At 70.8% G+C, this 25,875-nt stretch carries 22 protein-coding genes; 4 read left to right on the top strand and 18 right to left on the bottom strand.

What is annotated here, in order from left to right; translation table 11 throughout:
- Nucleotides 1-71: 71 nt before the first annotated feature.
- The gene (locus tag B0I32_RS24465; protein ID WP_106243438.1) at nucleotides 72-902 is read left to right on the top strand and encodes a hypothetical protein; all 831 of its coding nucleotides are present in this window, start codon (nucleotides 72-74) and stop codon (nucleotides 900-902) included.
- Here the strand turns inward: B0I32_RS24465 and B0I32_RS24460 are convergent.
- The 10 genes from B0I32_RS24460 to B0I32_RS24415 form a co-directional block, all read right to left on the bottom strand.
- Complete coding sequence (locus B0I32_RS24460) at nucleotides 861-2,294, bottom strand: S10 family peptidase (protein WP_106243435.1); 1,434 nt, start codon at nucleotides 2,292-2,294, stop codon at nucleotides 861-863. The two genes, B0I32_RS24465 and B0I32_RS24460, sit on opposite strands and share 42 nt — an antisense overlap.
- An 8-nt stretch (nucleotides 2,295-2,302) precedes the next feature.
- The gene (locus B0I32_RS24455; protein ID WP_106243433.1) at nucleotides 2,303-3,529 is read right to left on the bottom strand and encodes an enolase C-terminal domain-like protein; all 1,227 of its coding nucleotides are present in this window, start codon (nucleotides 3,527-3,529) and stop codon (nucleotides 2,303-2,305) included.
- Entirely contained in the window at nucleotides 3,526-6,462 is a 2,937-nt protein-coding gene (locus B0I32_RS24450) for a glycoside hydrolase family 38 N-terminal domain-containing protein (RefSeq protein ID WP_106243431.1), read from the bottom strand. Before B0I32_RS24450 ends, B0I32_RS24455 begins: the two co-directional genes overlap by 4 nt.
- Nucleotides 6,459-7,271 (bottom strand): carbohydrate ABC transporter permease, encoded by an 813-nt coding sequence (locus tag B0I32_RS24445; protein ID WP_106243430.1) that lies wholly within the window; start codon nucleotides 7,269-7,271, stop codon nucleotides 6,459-6,461. The genes B0I32_RS24450 and B0I32_RS24445 overlap by 4 nt, the downstream gene beginning before the upstream one ends.
- A complete protein-coding gene (locus B0I32_RS24440; RefSeq protein WP_245956001.1) occupies nucleotides 7,268-8,119 on the bottom strand; it encodes a carbohydrate ABC transporter permease in 852 nt (283 codons plus the stop codon). The genes B0I32_RS24445 and B0I32_RS24440 overlap by 4 nt, the downstream gene beginning before the upstream one ends.
- 28 nt (nucleotides 8,120-8,147) lie before the next feature.
- Nucleotides 8,148-9,398 carry an ABC transporter substrate-binding protein gene (locus B0I32_RS24435; protein WP_106243425.1) on the bottom strand — a complete coding sequence of 417 codons (1,251 nt, stop codon included), beginning with the start codon at nucleotides 9,396-9,398 and terminating at the stop codon, nucleotides 8,148-8,150.
- A gap of 33 nt (nucleotides 9,399-9,431) precedes the next feature.
- Nucleotides 9,432-10,130 carry a FadR/GntR family transcriptional regulator gene (locus tag B0I32_RS24430; RefSeq protein WP_106243423.1) on the bottom strand — a complete coding sequence of 233 codons (699 nt, stop codon included), beginning with the start codon at nucleotides 10,128-10,130 and terminating at the stop codon, nucleotides 9,432-9,434.
- Between the two features lie 93 nt (nucleotides 10,131-10,223).
- Nucleotides 10,224-10,745 carry a DUF305 domain-containing protein gene (locus B0I32_RS24425; protein ID WP_181307715.1) on the bottom strand — a complete coding sequence of 174 codons (522 nt, stop codon included), beginning with the start codon at nucleotides 10,743-10,745 and terminating at the stop codon, nucleotides 10,224-10,226.
- Nucleotides 10,746-10,845: 100 nt separating this feature from the next.
- Nucleotides 10,846-11,214 (bottom strand): Tc toxin subunit A-related protein, encoded by a 369-nt coding sequence (locus B0I32_RS24420; RefSeq protein WP_106243418.1) that lies wholly within the window; start codon nucleotides 11,212-11,214, stop codon nucleotides 10,846-10,848.
- 25 nt (nucleotides 11,215-11,239) lie between these two features.
- The gene (locus B0I32_RS24415; RefSeq protein WP_106243416.1) at nucleotides 11,240-12,376 is read right to left on the bottom strand and encodes a phosphotransferase; all 1,137 of its coding nucleotides are present in this window, start codon (nucleotides 12,374-12,376) and stop codon (nucleotides 11,240-11,242) included.
- Between the two features lie 215 nt (nucleotides 12,377-12,591).
- Between B0I32_RS24415 and B0I32_RS24410 the strand changes: the two genes are divergently transcribed.
- A complete protein-coding gene (locus tag B0I32_RS24410) occupies nucleotides 12,592-13,494 on the top strand; it encodes an LLM class flavin-dependent oxidoreductase (protein ID WP_106243413.1) in 903 nt (300 codons plus the stop codon).
- Nucleotides 13,495-13,575: 81 nt separating this feature from the next.
- Here B0I32_RS24410 and B0I32_RS24405 read toward each other — a convergent pair whose 3' ends face one another.
- Nucleotides 13,576-14,502, bottom strand: a complete 927-nt coding sequence (locus B0I32_RS24405; protein ID WP_106243411.1) for an RNA polymerase sigma-70 factor — start codon at nucleotides 14,500-14,502, stop codon at nucleotides 13,576-13,578.
- A gap of 130 nt (nucleotides 14,503-14,632) precedes the next feature.
- On the opposite strand from B0I32_RS24405, the gene B0I32_RS24400 reads away from it, so the two are divergent.
- Nucleotides 14,633-15,478, top strand: coding sequence for an SDR family NAD(P)-dependent oxidoreductase (locus B0I32_RS24400; RefSeq protein WP_106243408.1), 846 nt, complete (start codon nucleotides 14,633-14,635; stop codon nucleotides 15,476-15,478).
- A gap of 472 nt (nucleotides 15,479-15,950) precedes the next feature.
- Here B0I32_RS24400 and B0I32_RS24390 read toward each other — a convergent pair whose 3' ends face one another.
- The 6 genes from B0I32_RS24390 to B0I32_RS24365 are packed head-to-tail and all read right to left on the bottom strand — an operon-like array spanning nucleotide 15,951 to nucleotide 23,248.
- Nucleotides 15,951-16,658 (bottom strand): vWA domain-containing protein, encoded by a 708-nt coding sequence (locus tag B0I32_RS24390; RefSeq protein ID WP_106243406.1) that lies wholly within the window; start codon nucleotides 16,656-16,658, stop codon nucleotides 15,951-15,953.
- Entirely contained in the window at nucleotides 16,655-17,608 is a 954-nt protein-coding gene (locus B0I32_RS24385) for a protein kinase domain-containing protein (protein WP_106243403.1), read from the bottom strand. Before B0I32_RS24385 ends, B0I32_RS24390 begins: the two co-directional genes overlap by 4 nt.
- Nucleotides 17,605-18,714, bottom strand: coding sequence for a serine/threonine protein phosphatase (locus tag B0I32_RS57840; protein WP_181307714.1), 1,110 nt, complete (start codon nucleotides 18,712-18,714; stop codon nucleotides 17,605-17,607). The genes B0I32_RS24385 and B0I32_RS57840 overlap by 4 nt, the downstream gene beginning before the upstream one ends.
- Nucleotides 18,711-19,676, bottom strand: coding sequence for a hypothetical protein (locus B0I32_RS24375; RefSeq protein WP_106243401.1), 966 nt, complete (start codon nucleotides 19,674-19,676; stop codon nucleotides 18,711-18,713). The genes B0I32_RS57840 and B0I32_RS24375 overlap by 4 nt, the downstream gene beginning before the upstream one ends.
- Before the next feature lies 1 nt (nucleotide 19,677).
- Nucleotides 19,678-21,999, bottom strand: a complete 2,322-nt coding sequence (locus B0I32_RS24370; protein ID WP_106243398.1) for a hypothetical protein — start codon at nucleotides 21,997-21,999, stop codon at nucleotides 19,678-19,680.
- 19 nt (nucleotides 22,000-22,018) lie between these two features.
- Nucleotides 22,019-23,248 (bottom strand): AfsR/SARP family transcriptional regulator, encoded by a 1,230-nt coding sequence (locus B0I32_RS24365; RefSeq protein ID WP_146178301.1) that lies wholly within the window; start codon nucleotides 23,246-23,248, stop codon nucleotides 22,019-22,021.
- A 141-nt stretch (nucleotides 23,249-23,389) separates the two neighbouring features.
- Between B0I32_RS24365 and B0I32_RS24360 the strand changes: the two genes are divergently transcribed.
- Nucleotides 23,390-23,605 (top strand): DUF397 domain-containing protein, encoded by a 216-nt coding sequence (locus B0I32_RS24360; RefSeq protein WP_106243393.1) that lies wholly within the window; start codon nucleotides 23,390-23,392, stop codon nucleotides 23,603-23,605.
- A 114-nt stretch (nucleotides 23,606-23,719) separates the two neighbouring features.
- On the opposite strand, the gene B0I32_RS24355 is transcribed toward B0I32_RS24360, so the two are convergent.
- Complete coding sequence (locus B0I32_RS24355) at nucleotides 23,720-24,601, bottom strand: helix-turn-helix domain-containing protein (protein ID WP_106243390.1); 882 nt, start codon at nucleotides 24,599-24,601, stop codon at nucleotides 23,720-23,722.
- Nucleotides 24,602-25,875 lie beyond the last annotated feature (1,274 nt).

Below are 25,875 nucleotides of genomic sequence, written 5' to 3'. Positions count from 1 at the left end.
GGAGTGCCGGTTTCCGGGCTTGGCCGCCGGAAACCGGCTGCCGCGGGCTGATCGCGAGCGCCCTGCTGCTCGTGACGGCCACCGCGGCCTGCCGCGCCGACGAGCCCGCCGCACCGGCGCCCGCGCGGGGCGTCACCTCGGTGTCGCAGCTGGTGCTGCCGTTCGACGCCTACAAGACCACTCCCGAGCAGCGGGCCGTGCTGGGCAACGCCCACAACGCACTCGTCGCGCGATGCATGCGCAAGCAGGGCGTCACCGTCGCGCCGCCCGCCGAGGACCCGGCCGCCATCGCGGCGATCGATCCCGGCAACTCACGCCGTTACGGCGTCACCGACATCGCGGCCGCCAGGAGCCACGGCTACCACCTGGCCAGGCCGCCCTCTCCCGACACCACCGCCGCCTGGGCCGGCAAGCTGCCCAAGCGGACCCGCCACCGCCTGTACGGCACCGCCGCGAACCGCGGCTGCCTGGACCGCGCCACGCTCACCCTGGACAAAGGCGCGCGCAAGGCGGACTGGCCGTGGCTGGCGCTGCAGGACTCGCTCACGCTGGAGCAGGCCGCCAAGCATCCGTCGGTGACGGCGGCGGTCCGGCGCTGGCAGTCCTGCATGAGCCAGGCCGGGCACACCTATCCGGCTCCCGAGGCGGCCATCGCCGACGGCCGCTGGGACCTCGACAAGCCGGCCGTGACCGAGGACGAGAAGCTGGTCGCGACCGCGGACACGACCTGCAAGTGGTCCGCGGGCCTGGTCGCCGCCTGGTACGCGGCCGACGCCGAGCTGCAGCGCGCCGTCATCCGTGACAACGCCGACCGTTTCGCCGCCCTGCGCGCCAACCTCAAGCAGCGGCTGGGCCGGGCCTCACGCCTGCTCGCCGAGCACGAAGGCCGCCAGGTGCGCTGACTGGGCCAGCCTGCTGGGCTCGTGGACGTACATCATGTGGCCGGCCTCGTAGTACCTGAACTCGATCCGGGCGGCCAGCTCGGCGGGCACGGGCAGGTGGGCGAAGGTGTGCTCGGCGGCGAAGTACGGCGTCGCGCCGTCGTGGTAACCGCAGGCCACGTGCACCCGCAGGTGCGGGTTGGCCCGCATCGCGGCTCCGAGCTTGGAGGCGACCTGCACGTGCGCGTTCTCGAACTCCTTGTACGACCACGGCTGCACGCGTGAGGTGAGGATCTCGTACGGCAGGTCGTTGGCGTAGCCCAGCTCCGTGCGCAGGTAGTGGTTGAGCGCGGCGCTGTAGGGCCCCATGATGGCGTCCATGCTGGGGTCGGCGGTGAAGTGCTCGCGGCCGGAGTCGGGGTCCCACCCGGTGAAGCGGCCGTCGAGCCGGCCGACGACCTGGCGACGCGGGCGCAGCACCTCGGTGAAGTACCTGATGTGCTCGATGCGCAGGTTGACCCGGTCGACGTAGTCCTCGCTGAGCCCGGCCAGCGAGGCGACCCTGGTGACCGCCGCGGCGCGTTCCTCGGCGCTGAGCCGGTTGCCCCGGGTGAGCGCCCACAGGTAGTCGCCCGAGGCGTACTCCTCGGCCTCGCGCAGCACCTCGGCCAGCGGCCGGTCGCCGTGCAGGCCGTGGTGGTGCGCGATGGCCGCGTACGTCGGCAGGTAGAGGGCGTAGGCCAGGTCGTTGCCGTCGTTGAACTCGCCCGTGATGTAGTCGAGCACGGACGAGATGAGGATGACGCCGTTGAAGTACATGCCGTAGCGCGACTGCAGGTGGTCGGCCAGACCGGCGGCCCGCACGGTCCCGTACGACTCGCCGGCCAGGAACTTCGGCGACATCCACCGCCCGTTCCTGGTCGTCCACAGCCTGATCACCTCGCCGACGGACTCCAGGTCGCCGGCGAACCCGTGGTAGGGCTCGGTCTTCTCCCCTTCGGCCACCCGCGAGTAGCCGGTGGAGACCGGGTCGATGAAGACGAGGTCGCTCACCTGGAGCAGGCTCTCCTCGTTGTCCACCAGCCCGTACGGGGGCGGCAGTAGCGCCCCCGCGTCCCCCATGACGACCCGGCGAGGCCCGAGCACGCCCAGGTGCAGCCACACGCTGGACGAGCCGGGCCCGCCGTTGAACGCGAACGTGACCGGCCGGCTCAGCGGCTCGGCCCCGTCCAGCGTGTACGCGGTGACGAACACCTCGGCCTTGGGCCGCAGCCCCTCGAACTTGCCGTCGGCGACCACCTCTTCGCGCAGCACCATGGTCCCGGTCGTCGCGGTGTACGACTGGCCGGAGGGCAGCGTGTGGCTGGTGGTGACGAGGTTGTCGGCCAGGGCCTGCTTCGAATCTTCAGACATTCAACCCATTATGGTGCGATATCGCGCGTCGGGTCCGCGAAGCGCTCGTTGGGCACCGTGGCGTACCAGCCGGGACGCCCCGGATCGCGGTCGTACGGGTAACCGCCCTGCTCCCGGTAGAGCTCCGCGTACCGCGCCACCCGCTCCTTGTCCAGCCGCACGCCCAGCCCGGGACCCGAGGGGACGGAGATGGCGCCCTCCGAGTACGCCATCTTGCCTCCCTCGATCACGTCGTCCCTGAGCTGGTGGTAGTGCGCGTCGGCCGAGTAGGTGAGGTTGGGCAGCACCGCGCCCAGGTGCAGCATGGTCGCGAGCTGGATGCCCAGCTCGCCCGACGAGTGCACGGCCACCCCGAGCTGGAACGTCTCGCACACCCCGGCCGCCTTCACGCACGGCCTGATGCCGCCCCAGAACGTGGTGTCCAGCAGCACCACGTCGGCGCCCCTGCGCAGCACGTTGGAGGCCAGCTGTTCGAAGTTGACCACCACCGTGTTGGTCGCCAGCGGCACCTTGACCTGCTCGCGCACGATCCGCAGCCCTTCGAGCCCCCAGACGGGGTCCTCCAGGTAGTCGTTGTCGAGGTGCTCGATGGCCTTGCCGAAGCGCAGGCCCTCGGCCACCGACAGCACGGCGTTGGGGTCGTACCTGAGCCGGTCCCCCGGGAACGCCTCGGCCAGGGCGCGGTAGCACTCCAGCTCGTAGTCCGGCGGGAACACGCCGCCCTTCAGCTTGTGCACGGTGAACCCGTGCGCCGCCTTGAGCGCCGCCGTGTGCGCGACGAGCTGGTCGGGGGTGCGGATCTCGGGATGCCCTTCGGCCGCGTACCGGAAGAACAGGTAGGAGGCGAACGGCACCCGGTCGCGCACGCGCCCGCCGAGCAGGTCGTGCACCGGAACGCCGAGGTGCTGGCCGATCAGGTCCAGGCAGGCGAACTCGATCGCGGCCAGCAGCTGGGTCCGGTTGTTGTAGAGCGACGCCGTCGGGTTGGCGATCTTGAAGCGCAGCGCTTCGAGCTGGAACGGGTCGTGGTCCTTCAGGTACGGCAGCAGCGCGCTGAACGCCGCCTCGGCGCTCTCGCCCCCGCCGCCCATCTCCCCCAGCCCGATCAGCCCGTTGTCGGCCTCGACCTCGACGATCGTGCGGACGAACCGGCCCCAGTGGGCGCCGTTGCTGTGCCGCAGCGGCGCCTCCAGCGGGACCGCGACCGTCGTGGCCCTGATGTCGACGATCTTCACTGACGCGTCCCCCTGACCACGGCCACCCCGTAGGCGGGCAGGCTCGCCTCGGCCGGCTCGAATCCCGGCATCGTCACCGTCGCCCGCACCGGCTCGGCGGCCAGCGACTGCAACCGGACGACGCCGTCGTGGCCGAGCGAGGTGATCAGCACGTCGGGATGGTCGACGGACGCGTACGTCTCCGAGACGTCCGGGCTGTCGGTGACCAGCACGCCGACGAACGGCTCGCACAGCCCGGCCGCGGCCGCGGCACCGAGCCGGACGCCGGTCGCCTCGGTGCTGGAGGTCACCGCGTAGCGGAAGGTGGTCTCGCCCTGCTGCTGCGTCGGGAAGTTGGTGTCCCAGATGTTGTTCAGCGCCCACGAGTAGACCGTGCCGTCCTCCTCGTCGAGGGTCGGCGGGAACGGCGCGTACGGCATGTGGATGGTGCCGAGCTGCACCAGCGGCGCCTCCAGCGTGGCCCACGCGATGCTCAGCCCTGGGTCCTCGAAGGCGATCCAGTGCCTGATCGGCAGCATGTACTCGGCCGAGCCGGGCACCCGCGCCACGTCGGGGCCGCCGACGCCGCCGGTCAGCTCCCAGGCGGTGGCCTTGCCCGCGGCGAACGGGAAGGCCAGGAAGACCGCCTCCTTGGCCGGGGTGCCCTGCTTGGCGAGCTGGTAGGTCAGGTCGAGCCTGGGCACGCCGTTGTGCAGCTCGATCGTGGTGCGGATCCAGTCGACGCCCTTGCCCTGCAGCTCCACGACCAGCTTCTCGCCCACGGCCGTGCGCCTGACCTCCTTGACGGTGGCGTTCCTGCCGATGGCGCGGTCGCCGAGCAGGGTGCGGTCGTGCGCGCCGACGTGTCCGGACAGGTGGTTGAAGTGCGGGGCGGTGGCGTACTGGTCGTAGACGTACTGGCCGAAGCCGGCCGCGGCCTCGCCGTTGATCAACTCCCGGCCCGCGCGCTTGTCGAAGATCGAGCAGAGGTAGCCCTCGCGCACGTCGTACGCGACGCGGTAGAACTCGTTCTCGATCACGCCGTCCAGGTCGAGCTCGACCGGCTCGGGCGCCTGCGCCTGACCGGGGACCACGTCGATGCGGGCGTAGCCGTAGCCGGGGATGTCCGGCACGACCGCGTGCACGTGCCGGCCGATCGGCCTGGTCGGCCAGTCCGCCGGGTCCACCAGCTCCTCGTGGTGCGGCAGCGTCTGACCGGTCCGCGAGTCGACCAGCGCGATCGGCACGTCCGCGCCCACCACGTCGCGCGGCAGGAACGCGCGCACGACGTCGGTGCGGGCCCAGGTGGCCGGGTTGAAGACGGCGAAGGAGGCCAGCGCGCCGCCCTCGGTGCCGCGCTCCGACAGCGCCGCGGCGAACCTGCGGGTCGCGGCGTGCAGCAGGTCGCTCGCGTCGTCCTGGGCGGAGTAGGCGCCGGAGGACTTGCGCGTCCACTGCAGGCCGCCTGAGTCGCCGCCCTCCTCGGCGTCCTCCCACGGGTTGGCCGCGCCCCAGGTGTGCTCGTTGAACAGGGCCACCTTGTCGTAGGCGGCGTCGATCTGCTCGGTCGCGTCCACGCCGGCCAGCGTGTGCAGCGTCTCGGCCACGCGCAGGGCCGACTGGGCGCGGCGGACGTACCCGAGCGGGCGCGCCCCCGAGCCGAGCCCGTCGGCCCACCAGTCGGTCCAGTCGCCCTCGTGCACGGAGAGCCGGTCGTGGTAGTGCTCCTCGACGTGCTCGAAGAAGTCGCTGTTCACCGCCGAGCGCAGGCGCGGGAAGGCCCACTGCTCGTTCCACCGGCGCGCGATCGAGGCGGGCACGATCGACGGGCCCGCGTTGTCGGCGTGCGCGCCCTGCACCCGCAGGTGCAGCACGTCCAGCTCGTACGGCTCCTTCGGCGCGTCGGGCCCCTGCCAGCCGAACGTCCCGGGCCCGTACGGGTAACCCCGCGTGGACAGGGCGGACAGGTAGCGCGGCAGCAGGTCGTCGGCCAGCTCGTAGGAGTCGGTCAGCCCGACCGTGTTGCCCTCCATGTACGCCATCCCGTGCGGCGTGTCGGTGAACCACACGATGATCTCGTTGCCGCTCGGCGCCCGCCACCGGAACGGCCGGGTGAGCTTGTCGCCGCCGTGCAGGTAGGGCACCGAGCGCCCGGCCCAGTTGTGCGCGGCGGCCAGGTAGCGCACGCCCGCCTGGCTGAGCGCGTCCACCAGGCCGACGACCGCCCCCGGCACGTCGGTGTGCATGGCCGACTTGGTGGTGAAGCCGTGCCGCTGCTCCAGCTGGGCGATGAAGCGCAGCTGGCGGTGCAGCTCCTCGGTCGAGCACGCCTCGGTGTGCAGCTGGAACGGCAGCGCGGTCACCTCGATCAGGCCCGCCCTGGCCAGCTCGGCGAAGGAGTCGACCATCTCCTTGGGCCGGGCGTCGAGCCACTTCAGCGCCGGCATCGACGACTCGACCGTCCACCGGAACTTGGCGTCGTCCGGCCAGGACGCGGTCTCCTCGGCCAGCCGCAGCGCCGAGTCGAGGTAGTCGAGGTGGTGGCGCAGCACCGTGCCCTGCGGGTCGGTGTAGCCGATGTCCAGGTGCGAGTGGTGCACCACGAACACGCTCCACTTGCGCTGCGGCGTCACCGTGATCCGCGCGGTGCCGACGACCCCGGCGTCGTCGCGGCACTCCAGGGTCAGCTCGCGCGGCGCGTCGACCTCGGGCACCAGCAGCGTGACGTCCTTGCCCGAGCCGCTGTCCACGCCCACGAGCACGTGCGTCAGCGGCTCGGTGCTGGAGACGCGCACGGCCTGGCGGCCGTCGTGGGTGAACAGCGGCAGCACCGCGACCCGCACCTCCAGGCCGCGCACGCTGATGACGGGCGTGGAGGTGTCGTCGCGCAGCGCCTGCCTGATCCCGTCGTAGTCGGGGCTTCCCAGGCTGCGCTGCAGCAACCGGCTGGTCATTGAACACTCCCTAGTGACAGGCCCCTGGCGAAGAGGCGCTGGGTGGCGAGGAACAGCACGACGGTCGGCAGCGAGACCACCAGCCCGGCGGCCAGGCCGACGGGGACCGGGGTGCCCGCGTACACGTCGGTCATCAGGCCCGCGATGGCGGTCATCACCGGCCGCACCTCCTCGGTCTGGCTGAGGGTCAGGCCGAAGATGAGGTCGTTCCAGATGAAGGTGAACTCCAGGATGAACACGGCCGTCAGCGCCGTGAACGAGATCGGCAGGTAGATGCGCCAGAAGATGCGCCACGTGGACGCGCCGTCCATCCGCGCCGCCTCGAAGATCGAGAAGGCGACGCCGGAGTAGAAGTTGCGCAGCACGAACGCGGCCAGCGGCACGTTGATCGCCGTGTAGACGAGGATCAGGCCGAGGCGGCTGTCGTACAGGCCGGCGTCGCTGTAGCCGACGAACAGCGGCACGAGCAGCATCTGCGAGGGGAACACGGTGCCGCCGAAGATCAGCAGGAACCACCAGAACCCGCCGCGCAGCCGCAGCACCACGATCACGTAACCGGCCAGCGCCCCGATGACCACGCCGAGCAGCGGCGACACGACGCTGTAGAGCGCGGTGCTGGCCAGGCTCTGCGACAGGTCGGCGCCCTCCAGCGCCTGCGCGAAGTTGTCGAACAGGGCGAAGTCGCCGGAGGGGATCCAGGCGCTGCCGGGATCGTACGAGCTCGCCGGCCGGGAGGCGTTGACGAGCAGCAGGTACGTCGGCCCGAGCCAGACCAGCCCGAGCACGACGAGCACGGCACGCCTGATCATGTGGCCGTCACCTGCCTCTTGAGGTAGAGGTAGGACGCCAGCCCGGTGACGACGGTCAGCATCACGGCCACCGCCGAGCCGTAGCCGTAGTCGCTGGCCACGAACGTCTCCTTGTACATGGTCACCGCGAGCGTCTCGGAGTTGCGTCCTGGACCGCCCTGCGTCAGCACCCACACGATGTCGAACGTCTTCAGCCCGGCCACCAGCGCGAGCCCGACCACGACCGCCGTCAGCGGCCGCATGAGCGGCCAGATCACGTGCCGGAACAGCCGCCATCCCGCGGCCCCGTCGAGGCGCGCGGCCTCGATCGGCTCCTTGGGGATGGACTGCAGCCCGACGACGAACAGCAGCGTGTTCACCCCGAGTTGCTGCCAGGTCCAGACCGCGAGCATGGCGAACGTGTTCGCGGGCGCGTCCTGGAGGAAGGCGGTGTCCACGCCGAGCAGCAGGTTGGCGATGCCGTCGTGGGACAGGATCGGGCTCCACACCATGGCGAGGCCGGCGCCGCTCAGCGCGTACGGCAGCATGAACGGCACCCGGTACCACGCGCCGCCCTTGATGTCGTACGACAGCACCGCGACCAGCAGCCCGAGCCCGACCGGCAGCACCATGGTGCCGATCACCCAGATGAGCGTGTTGCGGGTGGAGGTGAGCAGCGCCTCGTCCTGGAACAGCTTGGCGAAGTTGGCCAGCCCGACGAACGCCGGCGGTTCGAGGCCGTCGTAGCGGGTCAGGCTCAGGTAGGCCGTCCACACGAACGGCGCGTAGAGCAGCCCGGCGACCAGCAGGACCGCGGGCGCGACGTATCCGTACCTGAACCGGCCGAACATGGGAGCGGTGTTTCTCATGGCCTCATCCCGTGAGGCGTTCCCCCGCTCACTGGTGGGTGCTCCAGTACTCGTCGGCGGCCTTCTGGATCGTCTCCAGGACCTCCTTGTAGCTGTCCGGCTCGGTGACGAACTTGCTGAAACCGTCCAGGGCGGCGGTCAGCACGGGCGGCGGCGTGGCTTCGAAGTAGCGGTTGACCAGGCGGTACTTGCCGCCGCCCGCGTCCTTGGTGACCGTGCCGAGCGCCTTGTCGCCGATCGTCACCTTCGGGTTGGCGCTCACGTCGCCGCGGCTGGTCGCCCACTTCTCCTGGGCCTCCGCGCTCGTCCACCACTTCAGGTACTTCTGGCTGGCGTCGGGGTCGTCCGCCTTGGTCAGCGAGCACAGCGGGCCGCTCTCGAAGATCATCGAGGTCTTGGGCAGCGCGGGGTTCACGTTCGGGATGACGAAGAAGTCGTAGTCGGTGCCCGCCTTCATGTCCCGCGTGGTCATGCTGGTGTTGAACCAGGAGCCGAACGAGACCATCGCGGCCTTGCCGTTCTTCAGCACGTCGCCGGGGTCGGTCTTGTCGCCCGGGTTGATGAAGTAGCCGGCGTCGATGAGCTGCTTCCACCGCTCCATCACCTGGACCACGCCCGGGTCGGTGTACTTGGCCTTGCCGGTGGACAGGCGGTCGTACAGGTCGGGGTCGGTGCCGGCGAGGAGCTGCTCGAACCAGACGAAGGAGAACAGCACGCTGGTGTGGTAGAAGGCCTTGACGCCGTTCTTCTTCAGCGTCTCGGCGGTGGCGACCAGGTCGTCCCAGGTCTGCGGCGGCTTGAGCCCGTACTTGTCGAAGATCTTCTTGTTGTAGAACATCCCCCAGTAGGCGACGTTCATCGGCACGCAGTACTGCTTGCCGCCGACCGTGTAGTAGGGCAGGAGGTCCTGCGACAGGTCGCCGGCCTTGATGGCCTCCTGCCAGATGGCGGTGGTCTCGGCCACCTGCTTCTGCTTGACGACCTCCGCCAGCATCCCCCCGGTCTGCCAGGTGAACAGATCAGGCTTGACCTTCGTCCGGAACGACGCCTTGATGAAGGCCTGGTACTGGGCCGAGTCGGTGTAGCCCGTGGGCTTCATGCCGAGACCGATCCGCTGTTTGGACAGCGCGCCCATCTCGTCGAAGTACTTGGTCCACGCGCCCTTGTCGTTGTACAGCGTCAGCTCGGTCTTCTTCTGCGGCGCCTCGGCGCTGTTGCCACCGCACGCGGTCAGGACGAGCGCCGCCACGCCGAGCGTGGCCACACGTGACCGGAACATGGGCCGGCCTCCTTGGTTCTCATCGGGGGGCTTTCATCGGGGGGATCGCATCCTGTGCTCTATAACCGTCTTCACGTCCGCCAGGTGGCTGCGCATGAGCTCTTCGGCCCGCGCGGCGTCGCGCGCCTCGATGGCCGCGAGGATCGCCACGTGCTCCTCGTAGTCACGGCGCCGGTCGTCGAAGATCTGCAGGATCTCGCGCTGCTCCGGGCCGTGCACGGTGAGCAGCGAGTCGACGACCTCGTGCAGGACGCTGTTGCCCGCCAGCCGCGCCGTGGCCCGGTGGAAGGTCATGTTCGCGTCGTGCAGCTCGGCGTCCTCGCCGCGCAGATGCCTGCCCGCCTCGTCGAGCACCTGCTTGAGCGGCGCCAGCTCCTCCTGGCCGGCGCGCTCGGCGGCCATGGCGGCCAGCGGGGGCTCGATCACGATCCGCGCGTCGAGCAGCTCAAGGAGCTGAACCGCGTGGATCTCGCGCATGTTGGGGTTGGGCAGGACCAGCCGTTCTATGGCGGCTCCGACGTAGATGCCGGAGCCGTGCCGCATCTCGATGGCCCCGGTGGCCTCAAGACGGCGCAGCGCCTCGCGCAGGGTAGGAGTGGTGACGGCGAAGCGCTGGGAGAGTTCCCTGGTCGAAGGCAGCCTGTCGCCGGGCCGGTGCCCTCCTGTACGGATGAGCTCCAGCATGCGCTCGGTGAGAGCGTCGGAAAGCGTAGGCCGCGCTACCTCGGACATATCAAGTGATCTAATCACTTCTCGGCGCTGGCGTCTATGAGGAGCGGAGTTTTCTTGAGGTTTGTGGCTATATGGGCGGATCAGCCCAGGTGGTCACTTCTTGATCAGGTCCATCAACAGGTCGATCTGCCCCCGGCGGGACGCCTGCACTTGGGCCGCCCACCGCTGCACCTCCGGGTTCGCCCCGTCCGCCACCTCGCCGGCGGCCATCTGCACGGCGTCGTCCTGGTGCGCGATCAGCAGGTTGCACAGGTCGTACTCGAAGTTCTTCGACGCCTTCAGCGCCTGGATCTGCTTGACGTCGGTCTCCGGCTGCCCGCCGTGGTGGTCGTGCGCCTCCGAGGCCGGGGTGAGCGGCTGCTGCCAGGAGTGCAGCCAGCGCAGCATCATCTCGACCTCGTCCTGCTGGGTGCTCTCGATCGCCGCGGTCAGCGTCTTCAGCTCCGAGGTGGTCGCGCGCGACGTGCCGGTCTTAGCGATCTCGATGCCCTGCCGATGGTGCTTGACCATCATCTGCACGAACATCACGTCCTCGGCGTTGACCGGCTCCTCCGGCTCCTGCTGCCCGCACGCGGCGGCCAGCAGGAGCGTCAGGACGGCTAAGAGTGCGCGCACCCGCATCAGCTCCTTTTAGGAAATGTTCCTAAATGATGTGAGGCGGGGGCGCAAGAGCATCGGCCGCGGGCCTTATAGGTCAGGACCAGCCCGAAGCCGGTCAGCGCCGCCTTGTCGCCCTCGAACCGCAGCGACCCTCGCCCTGGACGAACTCCGCCCACTCGTCGGGGAACTCGGCCGCCACGTCCACGTAACGGGCGGCCGGGTACGGCTTGGCCATCCCTCTGACCGCGTCGGCGAACGGCTCGCCGCTCTGCTCGGCCGTGTACTTGACGGTGACGACGACGTCCCGCAGCTCGGGCGCGCCGGCGGCGGACAGCTCAAGACGCCACCGCGAGACCGCGCTCGTGCCCTCGAACGGCAGGTACCGGTCGTCGTCGTAACGCAGCTCGAACAGGCCGTTGTTCTCCTTGGACTCCTCCAGGTCCGACAGCGCGATCTGCTGCCCCTGCCGCCCGCCCCTGTCCACATCCGGACACGGGACCGCTCTCGACCTACCTGAGAGTGTTCAGAAAGCTCAGCGCGGCCTCGGTGTGCTGCGTCGCGATCCCCGTCATGAAGTCGCGGTCGGGAAAGTCACCGTCCAGCAGCCGCAACGGCCCCGCCACCAGCGACATATGGTGCGCCAGCCGGTAGAAGCGCAGCCGCCGCTCGTCCAGCCCGTCCACCCGCAGCCGCTCGTAGTGATCGCCGAAACGGATCTTCAGGAAGACGTGCTCCCACTCGACGTCGAAGTACGACGCCCCCTCGATGTCGATGAGCACCGGCTCGTCCCGATCGTCGATCAGGACGTGATCCGGGCCGAGCTCACCGTGGATGAGCCCGTGACCGGCGCGTGGGCGCACGGCGGCGTGCAGGCCACGCAGAGCGTCCTCGAACGCGCCCCGCTCAGCCGCGATCCGCCCGACCCGACCGGCGGCCTCCCCCAGATCCTTCAACGCCCACCGCAACACGATCCCAGGACACGACCCCCCGCCGGGGCCGCCGTCACGCACCTCCTCGGCGTCACCTCCGCGGCCGATGGCGGCATCGCCGTCGCTCTCCCCCGCCTGGCCGCGATCGATCTCGGCGACCCGGCCGGGGCGGGGCGCCCGGCACTCGCTCATCAGCCGCAGCGACTCCGCCAGGCGATCCATCAGGGGCGCGGCACCCTCGGGATCCGCCAGCAGCCGCGCCTCCAGGGTGCCGCCGCGCAGGTCCTCGACGACGGCGGCGTCCGCGGGCAGCCACTGGCCCGCGCGGGAGGCGAGGAGCAGGCGCGGCACCCGCACCCCGAGCCCTTCGAACCGCGCCCGGCTCGCCTCGAACAACTCCAGCCCGGACGGCTCACCCACCGTCCCGCCCTGACCGCCCTGACCGCCCTGACCGGCCTGACCGCCTTGACCGGCCTGACCGCCGACGACGCCGGGCGTGCTCGGGGCGCTGGGGGTACGCCAGAAGTCCTCGTCCTGGCTCCACACGTAGAGGATCGCGCTGCGCCCATCGTCCGCCGCCAGCCGGTAGACGCCCTTGCTGGTGCCGCCGCGCACCCGCTCGACCGTCACCGGCCTCCGGCTCGGACCGAAGACCTCCCGCGCCAGCGGTGCCACGTCATCGGCCCCGACGAACCGCCGAGCCGCGAAGCCGCTCACTGCCCCTGCCCCGGAACGCGCCGCATCGGCGCGCGATCACGCGGATCGGAGCTGGATCGATGAGGCCGGACCGGGATCCCCGGTTCCTGCGGCACGGCGGGCCGCTCACGTGTCATGGGTTTCGGCATAGGGACGATCGTGGCTTCCGGCCGTCCCGATCGCCACCGGATTTCGCCGTTGACCTCGACCCGGCTTGAGGTTGCATCGTTGAGCCCATGCAACATTTCGCGATCGGCGTCATCCTGCCCGGAGTCGGCGGGCAGCGCAGGGACGGCCTCACGCTGTGGGAGGCCGCCAGACACCTGGAGCAGGCAGGACTCGACGGAGCCTGGCACGGCGACCACCTCGCCGTCGGCGGACCGACCCTGGACGCGCCCGTCGCCCTGGCCACCGCCGCCGCGGCCACCACCCGGATCACGATCGGCGCCAGCGTGTTCGTCCCCGCCATCCGCCCGCTCGCCTGGGCCGCCAAGCAGATCGCCTCCCTCCAGTACGTCTCCGCCGGCCGCCTCGTCCTCGGCGTCGGCTCGGGAGGCGGCCCTGAGCAGTGGGCCGCGGCCGGCGTCCCGTACGGAGAACGCGGCCCCCGCACGGACGCCGCACTGGAGCTCCTGCCCGACCTCCTGACAGGCAAGCCCACCCACCTCACGCCTGAGCACGGACCGGTGGTCGAGCTGGCCCCGGCCGTCGAGCCGCCGCCCGTGTGGGTCGGGAACGCGTCGTCGGTGGCGATCCGGCGAGCGGCCCGCCTGGGCGACGGCTGGTTCCCGTCCCTGATCTCCCCCGAAGAGGTCGCCACCGGCCGGGCCAGACTGGCCGAGCTGGCATCCGGGCACGGCCGCCGTACCCCGGTCATCGCGATCGGCGGCACGTCGGCCCTGGGCGCCGGTGACGGCCTGCCCACCCGGGAGGAGATCGCCGCCGGCATCAGCGGCGGCTACGGCCGCCCGCTGGACGAGGTGCTCGACATCCCCCTCACCGGCTCGCCCGAGCAGGCGGCCGAGCGGCTGGCCGAGTATCGGGAGGCGGGGGCGAGCCACGCCGTCATCGGCATCGCGGGCGGCGACTGGCGCACCCAGGTGGACGCCCTCGCCCAGACCCGCGCCCTCCTGCGCTGACGTCCCCACCAGGTCACCAGGCACCCACGCGGGCCTCGGCGCCGGGCCGCACGACCTCCTACGCCGACCTCGGCACCGGGGTCACGGCGTCTGCCGGTCGCGGCGGAGCTGCTTCTTCTCGTTGATGACCGCGACGGCGTCGCCGACTGGACCGAGATGCCCGAGCTTGTCGGGGTTGACGATCGAGCGGATGGTCTGGACGTGTCCGTCCACGATCTCGATCGCCCAGGCGATGACGATCAGCCCGTCGCGGTCGCGGATGATCGCGCCCGGCTGGCCGTTCACCTCGTGCGCCTCCAGCACCGCGCCGATCCACGCGAACGGCGGGATGGTGACGGCCAGCACCCGGGCGACCTTGTCCGCGCCGAAGAGCGGAACCGTACTGCCGATCTTGCCGCCGCCGTCGTTGACCAGCTGCACCTCGGCGGCCAGCAACTCCCGCAGCCCGTCCACGTCCCCTTCCTTGAGCGCGCCGAAGAACCGCGCGGCGAGCAGGTCGCGCGAGCGGCGATCGGCCTCGAAGCGGGGCAGGCCCGCGTCCATGTGGCGGCGCGCCTTCACCGCGAGCTGGCGGCAGGCGGCCTCCGACCGTTCCACGGCGGCGGCGATCTCCCGGTAGCTGAACGCGAACACCTCGCGCAGCACGAAGACCGCCCGTTCGAGCGGGCTGAGCCGCTCCAGCAGGATCAGCGCCGCCATCGACACCGAGTCGGCCAGCTCCGCCGACCGCTCCGGATCCTGGTACGGGTCGGTCAGCAGCGGCTCGGGGAACCACGGCCCGACGTACGCCTCACGCCGGACGCGGGCCGAGCGCAGCACGTCGATCGAGATCCGGGTCACCGTGGCCGACAGGAACGCCTTGGGCGACTCGGCCCTGGTCGCGGAGCCGTCGTAGCGCAGCCACGCCTCCTGTACGGCGTCCTCGGCCTCGCTCACGCTGCCCAGGATCCGGTACGCGATCGCGAACAGCAGCGGCCTCAGCTCTTGGAACTCCTCCGTACGGGTCACGCCATCCACTGTTACATCATCCTCCCGGACAGAAGCGGCATGGTGTCGCAGGTCACACCGAGGCCGGCTCACATCCGTGCGGGGCTGTCTCGTCCAGGGGGTTGAAGCAACCGGCAAAGAGGAGCACATCATGCAGAAGGTCTGGTTCGTCACCGGCTCGTCCCGCGGCCTGGGCCGCAACTTCGTCCAGGCGGCCCTGGCGCGCGGTGACAAGGTCGCCGCCACCGCCAGGAGCACCGCCGCCCTCAAGGAGCTGAGCGACACCTACGGCGACGCGATCCTCCCCCTGGAGCTGGACGTCACCGACAGGGCCGCCGTCTTCGAGACCGTGAAGCAGGCCAAGGAGCACTTCGGCCGGCTCGACGTCATCGTGAACAACGCCGGCTACGCCCAGGTCGGCGCGGTCGAGGAGCTGACCGAGCAGGAGCTGCGCGACCAGCTCGAGACCAACCTGTTCGGCGCGGTGTGGGTGGTTCAGGCCGCGCTGCCGTACCTGCGCGAGCAGCGCTCGGGGCACATCGTCCAGTTGTCCTCGGCGGCCGGGATCATCGCGATGCCGCTCGGCGGCGCCTACCACGCCTCCAAGTGGGCCCTGGAGGGGCTGAACGAGGCGCTCGCCGGCGAGGTGGCCGAGTTCGGCGTCAAGCTGACCATCATCGAACCGGCCGGCTTCGCCACCCGCGACGGCAACAACCCCGACCCTCTCGCGAACGGTCACATGGCCACCACCGACCCGGCCTACGACGCTCTCCGTCAGCGGCTGGGCGCGATAGCGGGCAAGATGCCCGCGGGAGACCCGGCCGCCGCGGCGCAGGCGCTGCTGAAGCTGGTCGACTCCGCCAACCCGCCGGTGCGGGTGCTGTTCGGCAAGGGCTTCCAGCCGCTGATCGAGCAGGCGTACGCGGCCCGGCTCAAGACCTGGTCCGACTGGCAGGATCTGTCGATCGAGGCGCACGGCACGGTCGACACCCGCTGACCGTCGTACGACGTCGTGCCGCTGATCGACACGGCCTTGACGAGGACCGCCATGACGTACAGCAGCAGCAGGAGCACCCCCACGCCCACGAGCGTCAGAAAGCAGCCCGTGCCGGCGGACTGCGCCGACCCGGCCGGCCACGCGGCCGGCGGCGGAGGCGCGGGCCTCGGCCCAGGTGGTGGCGCAGCCCACGGCGCAGGTGGTGGCGGCGGGTGGAAGGCGTGATGGGGCGGAGGCGACGGCGCGTGCGTCCTGCCCACGACCGTCACCCACGGCCCCGGTCCCCCGAACCCGCCCGCTCCCCATCCCGGCCTCGATCCAGGTCCCGGCCCCCGTGGCGGCGGGGCGAAGAAGAGGTCGGGCTGGGAAGTCACGACCGGGCCGCGGCGGGTGTCGCAGCCCTGGCAGGCGGCGTCGGCGCAGGCGTTCCACACGTCGCACAGCGCACACCGCCAGTTCGGCCCGGGAACGGTCACAGGCTGTTCGCGATCGTGTCGATGATCTCGTCCAGCTCCAGCTCCTCCAGCCCCTGCCCGGCGGTGGAGGGGAAGTGCAGCGTCATGTTCCACTCCTCGGTGATGTCGCGCCACGGATAGACGTCGGGCGCGAAGATCACCAGGCGCTTGGCCGAGTTCTCCATCACGGCCGTCCTGCTCCCGGCGTAACCCCACTGCTCGAACAGGCCGTCCATGTCCTGGGGGAGATGCTGGGGATAGGTGTGCGCGGAGACGGCCTGCGGGGTGCGCAGGGGATGCGCCGACGCGTCGGTGAACATCACGATGACGTGCCGACGCCGGTCCAGCCCCCGTTCCCAGGGCGAGTCGATGGCCAGGGCCAGCGCCTCCAGGCCCGACTCCGGCTCGTCGCCGCCGCCGGTCGCGCGCAACCGCCGGACGAACCCGTCGAACTCGTCCGCCTGCTCGGGGAAGACCAGAAAGCCGGTCTCCTCGATGGCGTCCTCGGCGAAGTCGCCGAAGTCGCGGAACGCGATGACCTTGAGCCGGAGCCGGCTGATCTCCTTGCCCTTGCCGCCCATCACCTGGCTCAACCGCTCGTGGAAGGTCAGGGCGCTCTTCTTCACCGTGTCGAGGACCGGAGCCATGCTCTCGGTCACGTCGACGCAGAGCACGATGTCCACCGCGTACCGCAGGTTCCCCTGGTACTCGCCGCCGGAGGTCATGGCTGGTTCTCCTCTGTTCGCATGCTGATTCGCACTCGTGAGCCCGGTGACGTGACGTACCGGGAGCGCAGTTCGCAGACCGCCGGGTTCCTGAGCGCCTCCAGGAACGCCGCCGTGCCCGGCCGGGCGCCGGGCGTCCTGGCCGTCATCGCGCCCAGGAGGTCTCTCATGGGCGCGCACAGCCGGTCGTCGAGGCGCAGCGCCGTCCCGGCGTTCACCGCGTCGGCCGGTGACCCGAACCGGTCGCCGAACCCCGGCAGCGCGCCGGTCAGGTAGTGATGGGCGAGCAGGCCGAGGGCGAAGACGTCGGCCCCGGTCGTCAGCCACTCCGGCCGCACGTCCTCGTCCCCCCGCACGTAGCGGCGCCATTCGGGAGCCCCGTAGACCAGGTCCCCGGCGATGTCCTCGCGGTCCGGGGGACGGCCGGACACGTAGGCGTCGTCGAAGTCGATGAGCTTGGCCGTGTGGAAGGCGCCCTTCCCGCGCTTGACGATCAGCACGTTGCCGGGCTTGAGGTCGCCGTGCACCAGTCCGATGGCGTGCAGCAGCCCCAGGCTGAGCGCCAGGGTGCGCAGCAGCACCGCCTTCTCCGCCGCCGTGAGCGAGCCGGGCCGCGGCGTGCCGACCGCGTCGATCCGCTCGGTCACCTTGTAGTAGGAGGCGCCGTGGTGGAAGAAGTCGCAGGCCAGGACCAGGTTGCCGGCGCCGACCGCGTCGTGCCGCAGCCGGCTCATGATCGCCCGGTGCCGCCGTTCGAACTCCTCGCACGCCCGCAACCGCGCCCGCACACTCGCCGCGGACCCGCTCTTGGGCCGTTTCGGGTCCAGGAACCGCTTGATGAAGTACGGCCGCCCGTCGCGTTCGGCGAAGGCCCACACGCATCGCCCGCCGCCGCTGTTCGTCGGCTCGGTGACGATGCGGTACCCCCTGATGACGTCGCCCGCCCTCATCCCGGCTCCGCGGTCGCGGGCATGAGCCGCTCGTAGCCGGGCCGGTAGTCCTCCCAGGTACGCGCCCGCCACTCCCGGTCCACGCCGTCCTCGGCCGCGCGGACCAGCGGATAGCGTGCCTCCATCTCCTGCGAGCGCGCGGCGAAGCTCTCCCTGAGCTCCGCGAACCCCGCGTAACCCAGGGCCGCGAGGCTCAGCGAGGCGTCGTCGCCCGTGTACCCCGACACCTGCCGGGCCAGCCGCTCCGCCCACTCCCGCTCGTCCGCCGCCGCCCGCAACGTGCTGAGCAGGTGACACTCGAAATGGGCCGGGGTCTCGACGTAGCCGAAGAAGCCGTCGGTCGCGCAGACCAGGACGCACGGCAGCGGCAGCAGCAGCACGTGCTCCGCGATCGTGAACTCCTGGTCGGCGCAGATCACGTTCGTCATCGGCGGGTCCTGCACCAGTTGCTGAAGGCTGTCGGTTTCGTCCGTGTGATCCCTGGTCAGCGCCTGCAGCCCGCCGCCGCGGCTCAGCGCGTACGCCCGCGAGTCGCCCGCCCAGAGGACCCGGCACTCGGCCTGCTCCCCGCCGAGCCGGTAGTGCGCGGCGGCCATGGTCGTGGGCAGCCACCGGCGCATCCGGCTCACGATCTTGCTGCGCGGCGGCGCCGGCACGTCCGCCAGCACCTCCACCAGCCGTGTCCGCAGAGCCTCCGTCGGCTTCGCCCCTGCTGCGGCCGCCTCCCGCGCCTCCCCGTCCGCGAGCGCCGTCCCATCCGAGAGCGCCGTCCCGTCCGTGGAGGTCGTTCGCGCCGCCGCGTCCAGGAACCAGGACAGCACGCCGGATCTGACCAGCCGCGCCCCCACCCAGGCCCCGCTGCGCCGCGTACCGTCGCGCAGTTCGCAGGCCGCGCCCGCGCCCGACCCGCCCAGCCCGTCGAAGACGCCCACGATCCCCTCAGCCGCGGGAACGCGGTGGGCGAAGAGCGGCTCGGCGTCCTCGCCCCGCCCGTCGAGCCGTTCCGTCCACACCCCTACGGCCATGACCCCTTCGTCGCGGTAGTGCCAGATCGTCCCCGCGCCCGGAGCGCCGGCGGCGACGCCCCTGACCCTGATCTCCGTCACCTGTCCGGGTCCTCGATCTTCGTCGGCCGCAGGCCGCGGACCCGGCTGGTGCGCCGGCCGTCGCCGCCGTCGCGGGACTCCTCCTCCAGGGACGGAGCCGGCGCGAGCGTGCCGCGCAGCCGGGTCGAGCGGATCCCGCCGAACGGCGACGAGGAGCCTCCGTTCATCCGGTCGCGCAGAGCGCGCTCGGCCTGCAGCGACTCCCACGGCTCCCGGTCCGCCTCCGAGTTCTTGAGCACCGCCTGCCAGGCGACCAGCAGCTCCTGCCGCTCCTCACGTTCCGCGTTCGCGATCATGTCGTACGCCGCCCGCGGGCCCTCGCGCTCCATGATCTCGGCGATCAGCCCTTCCGCGCCGTCCTTGCGCAACATGCGCAGATGCCGCTCCCTGCGCATCTCCATGAGCCGGGTGTCACGCTCGATGTCGCGGTACGCCCGCCCGCTCGCCACGATCTCGTTGCCGTCGACCACCACCTCGACGGTGACGTTGCGGAGCCGGAGCGCGGCGTCGCCGCTGAAGGTGCGCATCGACTCGGTGAGCGCGTCCTCGGCCTGGTGCAGCTCGCCGATGTCGAAGTCCCGCGAGACCCGGCGGAGCATCCGCTGTACGGGCAGGTACAGGGCGCCGCTGACGTCCATGATGCCGCGCAGCACGATCTCCGCCGGATCCGCGACCCGGCAGTTCAGCCGGACCAGGCTCGGGAAGCCGAAGGCGGGATTCCGGCTGAGCAGCGGCATGCTCAGCACCAGCCGGTGCTCGGTCACGTCGACCGCGTAGACCTGCCGGTAGGTGCCGTACCAGGCGTCGGGGACGGACTCGCCGTGCCGGATCGTCACCAGGTCGCCCTTGCGCGGAGCCAGGACCAGCGCCGTCCCCGGCGCGGGCGGGCGCAGGGGCATGCGGGGCAGCAGGGGGGACAGGTTGGTGCTCTTCGTGATCGGGTTGTAGGTGTACAGCTCCATGTCAGGTCCTTCCGTTCGCGTACGAGGAACGGCCGAGCTCGGCGAGCAGCCGGGCGGCCGGATGATCGCGACGCCCGGCGGCCCTGGCCCAGTCGTCGAGGTGGTACTGCAGCCGCTCCCGGTGCCGGCCCGACCGGGCGGCCACGGCGAGCACGATGTCGCGGACGTTGCGGTAGGCGGTCCCGTCGCGCTCCGCGTGCACGTCCAGGTATGCGCGCAGCGTCTCCAGCGCCGGCTGCTGCGCCGGCCTGCGGTCCAGGGCACGGGCCCACAGCTCGATCAGCTGCGACCGGTGCTCCTCCGCGCCGGCCAGCAGCAGCGGCATCGACGAGAACCGGCTCCGGCCATCCGCCTCGCCCGCTCGTTGGGCGGACGGCTGCGTGGCCGTCTGGGCGGACGTTCGGACGGACGGCTGGATGGCCGGTTGGGCGGCCAGGTAGACGAAGGCCGCCAGCGCCTTCGTCACCATCGGCGACCCGTCCCGGGGCGCCGACCACTCGACCAGCGCCGTCAGCACCTCGGTCACCCTCCCGCGCTCCATCAGGCGGAACAACGCGAGCCCGGCCGGCAGCAGCGTGCCCCAGTCCTCACCGTCCAGCAGCACGTGCAGCGCCTTGACCGCACGACGCGGCTGGGCCGCTCCCAGCCCGCCGCCGAGCACCGCGGCGGCGGTCAGCCCCTGCCTGCGCTGCGCGGCCGTGTCCTGCTCCGCCACCCAGGCTTCGAGCAGCAGCCACACGGCCTCGGCCAGGTCGGGATGACCGCCCACGACGTCGAGCGCCGTCGCCGCGCTCTGGCGCACCACGACGGAGCCGTGCCTGGCCCACGGCCGCAGGAACCGGTGCAGCGCATGGTCGTAGTCGCTCCAGGCGATCACGCCCGCGGCCACCGACGCCCGCGCCCGTACCCCGATGTCCGGATGAGCGACCAGCAGGCGGATCCAGTCGAGGAACGCCGAGCGCTGACCGTCCAGGTACGTCCAGGCGTAGCCGAGCACCGCCTGCCGGACGAGCGGATGGAGATAGCGGACCCGCGGCGCCACGTCACCGGGTGTCCCGCCCGGCTCCACCGAGACGTCGATCCACGGGTGGTCGGAGCCGATCCGCTCCCGGAAACGCAGGTCGGGCGGCGCCTCCGCGGCCGGCGTGAGCAGCTCGTAGAGCTGCGCGGCGGCGTCCGAGACCGTCAGGTACGTGGCGTCCTCCAGCGCCGCGGCGGCCAGCGCGAAACACATGGCCTCGGGCGTGCGATGACGGCTGAACCAGTCATGGACCCGGCCCGTCGGATCGCGCAACTCCTTGACCCTGGCCGCCAGATCCGCCCGCTCGCGGATCACGGTGGCCAGGTGCAGCGCGGTGCGGGGGCGGGTGTCCTCGCGCAGGAGCTCAAGCGCGCCCGCCTCGATGAGCCGCAGCCGCAGGCCGGCCGACTCCTCGGGCGTCGGCTCGCGGTCGTGGACGCGCCGTTCGATGAGACGTACCAGATCGAGCCCGCCCAGCGTGGTCAGCACCTGCCCGGAACGCTCGGCCTCCATCAGCGCCCCGCGCGGCGGTCCTGTCAGCACGACCAGGTAGCTGCCGTGCTCGTTCAGGCAGGCCGTCAGGTCGTCGATCCACTGCTCGTCGATCAGGTGCGGGGTGAGGCCGGGGGTGGTGTCGTCGAGGACGAGGAGGTAGCCGCTGTCCTGCTCGGGCGGCCGCCACTGCCCGTCCCGCAGCACGGACGCGTCCAGCACCTCATGACAACCACCGCCCGCCTCCTGCCCGCCGGCCGCCTGCTCCCCATCCATCTGGCCGGCGACCGCCTGACCCCTTACCGCCTTGACCAGCAGGTTCACCCCGGTGGCCTTTCGTCCGCCGGGCGGGAGGGCAAGGATCAGCAGCCGGCGTTCGACCAGGATCCGCAGGGCCTCGTCGAAGCGGGGCAGCGGAAGATGACCCACGGTCCAGCGGGCGATCCGCCGCTCGCTGATCCGCGCCGTCGGCTGTCCGGTGCGGCGTGCGCCGTCGCCGAAGTTCATCCCGCCGCCGAAGCTGACCGCGTCGTTGAACAGCGCCACCGTGCCGATCCGCATGCCGAACGGGTCGGCGTTCAGCCGTTCCATCACGCTGGCCGCGATCGCGGCGGCCCTCGCCGCCTCCGCGCGTTCGGCCTCGTCCTCGCTCTCGCCCTTGCTGTGGAGCGCCCGCAGGGCGTCCTCCTCGCTCAGCGGTTTTTCTTCCTTGTCCTGGCGGGCCTGGGGCGGCTGCTCCGCCTCCGCACTTCCCGCCGCCGCTTTGTCGCCCGCCTCCTCGATCGGAGGATCATCGACTGACTGGCTCATGCTCCGGCCTCCGCCGTGTTCAGGAGATGGTGAAGTCGCCCGAGAAGTGCACGGGCGCGTGGTAGACGCTGGCGTTCTTGATCGTGTCGGCGACGATCGACGGCGAGCCGTCCTTCGCCCGGGACAGCCGCCGGACCAGGCGCTCGACGCCTTCCAGGAAGGCACGGTCGCGGCCGAGGTGCGCGACGAGCACCCGTTCCAGGGTCGCGAGCGCCGCCGAGTCGACGGGATCGGCCTCGACCTGGGCGAGCGCGCTCGTCGCTGCCGTGTCCCCGGCGAACCGTACGCGCATCATCTCCACGAGCTGGACGGAGTGCCGGCCCCAGGAAGCCTCGGCCCAGGACACCCCGGCCTGCTCTTCGGGGTGCGCGGTCCCACCGCCTGTCACGGCTTCGGCGACGAGGCGGGCGGCGTCCTTCCCGATCTCCGCGGCTGATCTCATGTTCGCTCCTGAGGAATCGATGACGGTGGAATCGGCTGGTGGTTCGAGCCCGGGATCCTGCTGGAGGATCCGCTGCCGCAGGTCCCTGATCCGGACGCCGGGGTCGCTCCCCAGCTCGTCCCGCAGCCTGCGCCGCAGCTCGTCGCAGGCGGCCAGGGCGTCCGACGACCGGCCGACGCGATGCAGCGCCAGCATCAGCAGCCAGGTCGCCTCCTCGTCCAGCGGCCAGGTCTCGACGAGGTCCTGGATCTCGGGCACCACCTGGATGTGGCGGCCGAGCCGCAGCTCGGCCTTCATGCACTCGACGACCGCGGCGCGGTGCTCCTCCAGCAGCCTGGTCCGCGCGTTGGCCGCGCCCGGGCCCGGCAGCCCGCTGAGCGGCTCACCGGGTCGCAGGCCGTCGCCGCCCCACTGCCTCAGGCCGTCCCGCAGCAGCTCCACGGCCCGCGCGTCGTCCTGGCGCAGCAGTGCCCGCGCCTCGCCGACCAAGTCGTGGAAGCGATGCGCGTCGACCTGGTCCCGCTCGGCCAGCACCAGGTAGCCGGTCGTGTGGGTGGGCAGGACGAGCTTTCCCTTGGGCGTGCGGCCGAGCCGGCTACGCAGGTCGCTGGCGTACTGCGACAGGACATGGCGGGCGCTGCTGATCGGCTTCTCGCCCCAGATCTTGTCGATGGCCTGCTCAATGGTGACCGGCTTGCCCTCGGCGAGCAGCAGCAGAGCCAGCAGCAGCCGCTGCTGCCGCTCCCCGAGGTGAACCGGCCGGTCGTCCCGGAATGCCTGCATCCCATTGAGCAGTTGATATCTCACGGCCACTTCCTCCACTCGGGAATTGTTATGAAGGACCTATGACGGGCCTTGCATCAGCCCGCTTATCCGGTCTCTGACTCGCTATTCGATCCTTAATTCCAGAGGGACGCACAAGGCATCCCCAAGAAAAAGGAGAACGAAATGAACGAGGCCAAGCGGAATGAGTCGACGGGCGCCGCGTGGCGCAAGGCCACCTTCAGCGACCACGGCGGCGGCTGCGTCGAGGTCGCCTTCGGCGACAACTGGGTCGGACTCCGCGACTCGAAGAATCCGACCGGGCCGACGCTCAACTTCAGCAACTCGGAGTGGGACGCGTTCCTTTCCGGGGTCTACGCCGGGGAGTTCGACCTGACGTAACGCACGGCCGCTCCCAGGGGAGACGCCGCGGCACGCGGACCGCGGCGCCTCCCCCGGCCCCGGAGCCGGCGCAGGAGTGCCGGGCCCCGGGGCCGGACGGGCGCGCATGGCGGGTCATCGGGCCATGGCACGAATATCGGCGCTCAGTTTCGCGAGAAATTGCCGCGCCGCGTCGTCGTAAATCGCCATCCCGGTCAGCACGGACCATTGCCGATGGTACGTCGCCATGTCATCGGCGTCGCGAACGGTCAACCTCATGTGCGTAACCTCAACTTCCACGAAACTGTCACCCGCGCTGCCGTCACTTTCGTAGAGCGTGAATCCGTGCGAAGGACAGACCAGCGCCTCGCCGTCCTGCGGGATCAGCCCGATGCGGACGTTCTCCAGCGTGCTCAGCGATGCGACCCGGTCCAGTTGGGCCAGCAGGAGACGGGGCGCACCCGGCCGCAGCCGCAGCGCCGCCTCCGTGATCAGGAACTCGAAGGTGCGGCTCTCGTCGTACAGCGCGAGCTGGCGTTGCAGCCGCGCCGCGACCACCATGGGCAGGTCGCCCTCGGAGTAGGGCGGGTCGAAGAGCGAGAAGACGCGGCGGGCGTACTCCGCGGTCTGCAGCAACCCGGGCACGATCGTCGGCTGATACACCCGCACCACCTGCGCCTGGTCCTCCTGCTCGCGGATCTCGTCCTGCAGATGCGTCTGCCGCTGCAGGGCCGCCCGCCAGGTGTGCATCTCGGTGAAGGCCGCCTGGGTCAGGTCGGCGAGAAACTCCCGCGTGGGGGTCGGCGCCTCCACCGCCTCACTCCACGCCGTCACCTCCGGCAACGAGGGGACCACGCTGCCGGACTCGATCCGCGAGACCTTGGACTGACTGATGCCGATGCGGTGAGCGAGATCCCGCCCGGAGATGCCGGCGAGGTCACGCAACCGCCGCAACTCCCCCGCCAACCGCTGGCGCTTGCTCCGACCCCTCCCTCCCTCACCCGCGAGGTCTTCCATCTGTCCCCGATCCTGTCGACCCGGTCAACCGCCGAGTCAGTTTGAACTGTTTTGATGCGAAGTGTAGGCACTGAAGCATGGCTCGTCACCGCTTCTCAAGTCGCCATAATGGTTCGGCATGGATCCCATCCCCATACTCCCAGTTCATCCCCCTACACCTCCCCATCGCTGACTTATCCTGATTCAGTACGATTCATCCACTCTCCCCCTCAACTCGTCCCCACCCTCCAGACCCCCACCCACTGCGCGGACTGTGCTTAGGAATCGGGACAACACGTGAACCGTCCTCACGAACCACAACAACACCCTGAACCCCGGTCACCCACCGCCAGGACACTTGATCTCCATCAGCCGGCCCCCGCACCGCGAACACCACCTCCAGACTTACGGCCGCCCGAGAACCGTCCCGATCCGCTCCCGTCCGTCTGACTCACGTGGCTGGTGAGCACTGCGGAGAGGGCTGCGGTCACCGATCCTGTGGCAGCGGCGAGTCACCCGTCCACCACTCCTCGCAACTCCGGACGATCCCGGACCGAATGCCCCAACACCCCCACCCACCTTCACCCGCCCCCCGCCCCGACCTCCTGCCCGAACCCCATCCTGACCTCCTCGTCCGGACTCCCCCGACCTCCTCATCCGGCCTCCCCTTGCTCTCCCAGCCCGAGCCCGTCCGACCCCGTCCCAACCCCGCCCGACCTCCTCATCCCCGGTCCAGCCCTGTCGCGACCTTCCTCTTCCGATCCCGTCCGACCCCATCCGGCCTTGTCCGCCAGCCACTTCCCGTCTCTTCTCATCCCTGCCCATCACCCCTGCCGCCCCGACCACCACGCATCCAAGACCGCCCCTGTCCCCTGCAGCCACCACACCCATGACCAACCGACCCCGCCCCCACCCGACCACCGCACACTCAACATCGACTCCACCCCCGACCCACACAGACCCCGACCCCGTTCAACAGATCGCGGCGCGCTCAATCCCGACACCTCGGCGAGCCGCAACGACACCCGCCCGACCAGCACCCAGTCCCCTGGCCCAGCCCCTCAACCTCAGGCCCCCAACCCCCTCAACCCCCGAGCCCTGACCCCCGACCCCAACTTCTGAACCCCGACCCCGACCCCAACTCCTGAGCCCCGATCCTGAGTGGCGACTCAGTCGTCACCGATCTGAAATGAGGCTGAATATGCGATCTGCGCCAGATTGACCACAGAATGATGCCAATATGACCACCGTCACACACATAACTCGAAGATCACTCATCTCCGGCTTGGGGCGAT

Origin of the sequence: Nonomuraea fuscirosea (assembly GCF_003001935.1) — a bacterium.
GTDB lineage: Bacteria > Actinomycetota > Actinomycetes > Streptosporangiales > Streptosporangiaceae > Nonomuraea > Nonomuraea fuscirosea.
The sequence above is the reverse complement of the archived record's forward strand: the minus strand, read 5'-3'. Positions and strand labels throughout refer to the sequence as shown.

Bases quoted from the DNA above. Each gene is read 5' to 3' on its own strand.
- B0I32_RS24460 (WP_106243435.1), bottom strand. From the start codon at position 2,294: ATGTCTGAAGATTCGAAGCAGGCCCTGGCCGACAACCTCGTCACCACC.
- B0I32_RS24450 (WP_106243431.1), bottom strand. From the start codon at position 6,462: ATGACCAGCCGGTTGCTGCAGCGCAGCCTGGGAAGCCCCGACTACGAC.
- B0I32_RS24445 (WP_106243430.1), bottom strand. From the start codon at position 7,271: ATGATCAGGCGTGCCGTGCTCGTCGTGCTCGGGCTGGTCTGGCTCGGG.
- B0I32_RS24440 (WP_245956001.1), bottom strand. From the start codon at position 8,119: ATGAGAAACACCGCTCCCATGTTCGGCCGGTTCAGGTACGGATACGTC.
- B0I32_RS24435 (WP_106243425.1), bottom strand. From the start codon at position 9,398: ATGTTCCGGTCACGTGTGGCCACGCTCGGCGTGGCGGCGCTCGTCCTG.
- B0I32_RS24430 (WP_106243423.1), bottom strand. From the start codon at position 10,130: ATGTCCGAGGTAGCGCGGCCTACGCTTTCCGACGCTCTCACCGAGCGC.
- B0I32_RS24410 (WP_106243413.1), top strand. From the start codon at position 12,592: ATGCAACATTTCGCGATCGGCGTCATCCTGCCCGGAGTCGGCGGGCAG.
- B0I32_RS24400 (WP_106243408.1), top strand. From the start codon at position 14,633: ATGCAGAAGGTCTGGTTCGTCACCGGCTCGTCCCGCGGCCTGGGCCGC.
- B0I32_RS24390 (WP_106243406.1), bottom strand. From the start codon at position 16,658: ATGACCTCCGGCGGCGAGTACCAGGGGAACCTGCGGTACGCGGTGGAC.
- B0I32_RS24385 (WP_106243403.1), bottom strand. From the start codon at position 17,608: ATGAGGGCGGGCGACGTCATCAGGGGGTACCGCATCGTCACCGAGCCG.
- B0I32_RS24375 (WP_106243401.1), bottom strand. From the start codon at position 19,676: ATGGAGCTGTACACCTACAACCCGATCACGAAGAGCACCAACCTGTCC.
- B0I32_RS24370 (WP_106243398.1), bottom strand. From the start codon at position 21,999: ATGAGCCAGTCAGTCGATGATCCTCCGATCGAGGAGGCGGGCGACAAA.
- B0I32_RS24360 (WP_106243393.1), top strand. From the start codon at position 23,390: ATGAACGAGGCCAAGCGGAATGAGTCGACGGGCGCCGCGTGGCGCAAG.
- B0I32_RS24355 (WP_106243390.1), bottom strand. From the start codon at position 24,601: ATGGAAGACCTCGCGGGTGAGGGAGGGAGGGGTCGGAGCAAGCGCCAG.